The organism is Mesobacillus subterraneus (assembly GCF_000934845.1).
Taxonomy (GTDB): Bacteria; Bacillota; Bacilli; order Bacillales; family Cytobacillaceae; genus Mesobacillus; species Mesobacillus stamsii.
Genome location: NZ_JXIQ01000145.1, coordinates 1 through 4,279 on the forward strand (window position 1 = coordinate 1; position 4,279 = coordinate 4,279).

Annotated in this window: 2 protein-coding genes and 3 pseudogenes; 4 read left to right on the forward strand and 1 reads right to left on the reverse strand. The window is 46.0% G+C overall.

The annotated features are described in order from the left end of the window. From UB32_RS20085 to UB32_RS16395, 3 genes and pseudogenes are all read left to right on the forward strand, one after another. Positions 1 to 354 (forward strand): annotated as a pseudogene (locus tag UB32_RS20085) (hypothetical protein); the annotation flags it as partial. 183 nt (positions 355 to 537) lie between these two features. Further along, positions 538 to 714, forward strand: a complete 177-nt coding sequence (locus UB32_RS20090; protein ID WP_157841637.1) for a hypothetical protein — start codon at positions 538 to 540, stop codon at positions 712 to 714. Positions 715 to 1,292: 578 nt separating this feature from the next. Then, complete coding sequence (locus UB32_RS16395; protein WP_044395705.1) at positions 1,293 to 2,792, forward strand: amidase; 1,500 nt, start codon at positions 1,293 to 1,295, stop codon at positions 2,790 to 2,792. A 73-nt stretch (positions 2,793 to 2,865) separates the two neighbouring features. Here UB32_RS16395 and UB32_RS16400 read toward each other — a convergent pair. Then, a pseudogene (locus UB32_RS16400) lies at positions 2,866 to 3,358 on the reverse strand (hypothetical protein). Positions 3,359 to 3,461: 103 nt separating this feature from the next. On the opposite strand from UB32_RS16400, the pseudogene UB32_RS19625 reads away from it, so the two are divergent. Further along, positions 3,462 to 3,563: pseudogene (locus UB32_RS19625) on the forward strand (DUF4385 family protein); the annotation flags it as partial. Positions 3,564 to 4,279 lie beyond the last annotated feature (716 nt).

Sequence of the window (4,279 nt, forward strand, 5' to 3'; positions counted from 1 at the left end):
TTGTCTGACAGCCAGGGAAGCTCGATCATCCTGCATTATGAGGGGGTTGCTTATTTTACAGAAGAAGTATTTGAAGAACTTCTTAAAGAGAGCGGCATTCTCAGCAAGGTTTTTCGCGATGAGGTAACCATAAAGAGGGGGCGCCTCCTGCTGCCATATATGAAAATCAAAAATGAATTAGGTGACGGTTTTCCAGATGCACTGTTCGCGGCTATTTCCAAGAAAGATGTATATGAACTTCCAATGGAAGAAAATATCGCAGTCATTTCGAAAGCTGGGAAGAGTTTGCAAAACAAGCATCTGCGGAAGAAAAAGTCTATATTTTTGAATGCTGTTTTATCCAAAACCCTGTGACCATGGGCATGGTCAAGTATGGAGCTTCCGATGAAGTAACCATTGATTGTGTCAAAAAACTCGCTCAGGCAGTTGATTCCCTGAATCCTCTGCTAGTTAGAGAGCTCTTTTCGCAAGGCAGTAAGCGGAAGGTCTGAGTTTAATGGATTTGTTCATTACTATACATCACAAGGATTCGGGCTCGTGAATGGTTTGAGTGGGCTGGAAGGCACGATAGATGCCCTTAAAGCAAGACAGGAATTTGAGAATAGGATTCTTGAAAACCTGCACATGCCAATGTACATCCTGAATAATTCCGAATTCGATCTTGATAAGCATCGGGATAACTTGAAAGAAGTACTTGAGGTTGACCAAATCTAACAGGAGCCTGATCTAACTATTGGATCAGGCTCTTTGGCGACCGTATTGGAGTTACATAAACCTAGAAAATGGATAACAGGGTCCTCAATAGAGCGAATTGATGCCCGGGAAATCCAAAATACGGAAAAACAGGTAACCAATAGGGCCTATCGGTGCCCGAAAAATCCAAACAGGGAAAGTGTGTTACCAATGGAGCGTATTGATATCATGAAAATCCAGAAACTGGATAATGAGATCACCAATAGAGCGTATTGGAGCACATAAAATCCAGTATCTGGATAAATGGGTCACCAATGAGACGTATTGGTGCCCGAAAAATCCAGAAACAGGGAAATTGTGTCACCAATAGAGCATATTGGTATCATGAAAATCCAGAAACTGGATAATAAGATCACCAATAGAGCATATTGGAGTACAAAAAATCCAGTATCTGGATAAATGGGTCACCAATAAAGCGTATTGCTAACAGAAAACTCTAGATTACGAGAAAACAGGTTACCAATAAATCACGCATAACAAAAGAGGGATTTTAATATTTTTAGAGAAAGTAGATAAAAAAATAGACGGTGGTGAGGGCGATGGAGGGTTTCAAGTACAAGGACTATGATGGGCTTGGTTTAGCGGATTTGGTAAAAAAGAAGGAAGTTCAGCCTCTTGAACTGGTTGAGGAAGCAATCCGGTTAACGGATTCATTGAACCCGAAAATGAATGCCGTGATCAATAAGATGTACGAGCAGGCGCGGAATTCTGCGGGGCAGAAACTGACAGGCGCTTTTGCAGGTGTACCGATGTTTCTCAAGGATATCTCGCAGGAGATAGCAGGAGAACCAATCACAGCAGGTTCCGGGGCATTTTTAAAATACCGGGCAAAGGAAGATTCCGAGTATGCTAGACGCCTGCGCCAGGCTGGTGTGGTTTTTCTCGGCCAGACGAATGTACCTGAATTCGCATTGGTCGCGGTGACGGAACCTGCCCATTATGGCCCGACTCGAAATCCGTGGAATCTTGATCACACTCCTGGAGGGTCAAGTGGAGGTTCAGCAGCAGCGGTTGCTTCCGGATTGGTTCCGATTGCAGGCGCCAATGATGGCGGAGGATCGATTCGAATCCCGGCTGCTTATTGCGGATTATTCGGACTGAAGCCGACCCGCGGCCGGACCCCTGTTGGGCCGAATTACGGACGGGCATGGCAGGGGGCTTCGGTGGAACATGTACTCACCCGTTCAGTCAGGGACAGTGCGGCCATGCTTGATGCACTTCATGGACATGAAAAAGCCGGTGCATTTTCTGCTCCTCCTTTTGAGGGAAGCTATCTTTCGGCGGCAGGCACTCCTCTCGGAAAAAAGCGCAGGGTTGCTTTTTCAGTAAAATCGCCAATTGGGACGGAGGTTGACGCTGATTGTCGGGAGGCTGTCCTCAAAACGGTGTTGCTGCTCGAATCAATGGGTCACCAGATAGAAGAGGTGGAATCGCCGGTTGACGGCCATAAAATCGCGACAAGCTATTTGACCATGTACTTCGGGGAGACGGCTGCTCTTTTAAAATCATTAGGAGAAGTACTTGAGCGAAAAGCGACAGCAGCAGATGTCGAGCCAACGACCTGGCTGCTTGGCCTGCTTGGAAAGGCAACTTCTGCAGAGGAATTCGTTTTAAGTTTAAGAGAATGGGACAGGGCAGCTCTGTCGATGGAAACCTTCCATGAAACCTATGACTTTTACATTACACCGACTACTGCACATCCGCCAGCAAAAATCGGAGAGCTCGAGCCGTCATCATCTGAAAAGTTCCTGATCAGTACGGTGGGCAAGCTAGGACTCGGCGGTGTTTTGAAAAAGGCGGGAATCGTCGATCAAATTGTCCAAAAGAATCTGGCACGAACGCCATTCACCCAGCTCGCCAATCTTACCGGACAGCCAGCGATGTCACTTCCATTGCACCTGACAAAAGACTGCCTGCCAGTCGGAGTGCAGGTGATGGCAGCGAGGGGAAGAGAGGATTTGCTTTTCCAGCTTGCAGGGGAGCTGGAGCAATCAGAAATGTGGCAGGATGTCAGAAAAAATGCATTATGGGATTGTTAATCAAACGTTTGATTAAATAGGCTGAAACCATTGATAATACTGAAAAAAGGAGGCAACCACACGGCTGCCTCTTTTAACATAAAACAATGATCCTATCTGGTGTGGTTTGCGCCGGAATGCTGAAAGTGGAGGGGGCCGTAAACCACGATCAGGTTGCTGTTTGCGGAACTCTTTATAAACCTCTGGCCATTTTCCAATAAAATCGGTGTCCCGGGGGCCAAATTAAGCTTGAGCATGCCATCGCTGCTGATCAGCTGCCTGTTGAAAAAATCAACTTTCACATTCTGCCCGGTGGTTTCTTTTCCCATGACAAGTGCCCGGTATTATGGCGGATAAATCATTGGTACTGGCACATCGGCGTCATAATACCCTGTCACCTGGTCACTGATACCGACCATCGCCTGATCGACGAAGTAAGTCCTTGGTTCGATCACAAACTTCACTTGCCTCCCTGTTCCATCGATGACAGACATCAATCGATAACATCCTGCGTTTTCGCCGGATGGCGTAATCGAAAAATCATTGAGCATACTGACTGTTCCGCTGAAAGGCTGGTATTTACCAATCCACTCATCGCACTCATGCCTATAGTCTATTCTGCAAGCCCAAAACAGTGCTTGTTACTGTGCTGTATAAAAGGGTAAACAGCCATTAAAAAGGAATGGTAACATGCCTTTCAATTATGAGCTCGATTTTGACAACATTGATTTCCGTGAGGAGGCAGAACTGTATCGTGTGAGGAGAGGGGAGCAGGGGGTTCTGCTGGTAAAGGTAAAGCCCTAACAATAAACCCGGAAATATAGATTGCAAGACTGTTCCTTTCATGGACAGTGCCGTATGTCCTAGTTACGGGAATTGCATTTCTGCTCGCATTGAAAACAAAGGCGATATCAGCCAGAGCTACGTTTATCAGGATATGGCTCGCAGTCTCGTCTGCCGGTTTCAGAATGCCAGGCTTATCCGAAATGGTCAGCAAGATCGGTGTCTTGCCGGCGACAGGTCTGATTCTCGCAGGAGTACTGGTGTGGGTCATTAATATCGCAAGTATCAGACGAGGCAGATGGACGGAATCCAGCTGCAGATCATTTCGGAGGAAATACCTGCGGCTAATGTCGTGAATGTTTGGAGTCGCCATAGCAGGAGTTTTGCTGGTGCTGTCGATGATTTTGGCGAGGATTTTAATCGAGAAGAAACAAATTGCGCAATTTTCAGGTGTTGAACAACTAGATGATGCTTTGTCGGCGTGCATTTTCACTGTATAGACAAAACTTTTTGGCGAAAATACAAATATATTGGCGGAGTTCACAATTTTATTGGCGAAAATCTGATTTTATTGGCGAAGTTCACAATTTTATTGGCGAAAATCAATTTTTATTGGCGAACTGGAAAAAATCACTCATTTTTCCCAGTTAAAAAGAGCCCTGATCCTTAACGCGGATCAGGGCTCGACAGATTATTTTACCGGAGTGACTGCTTCGGCCAGGGCT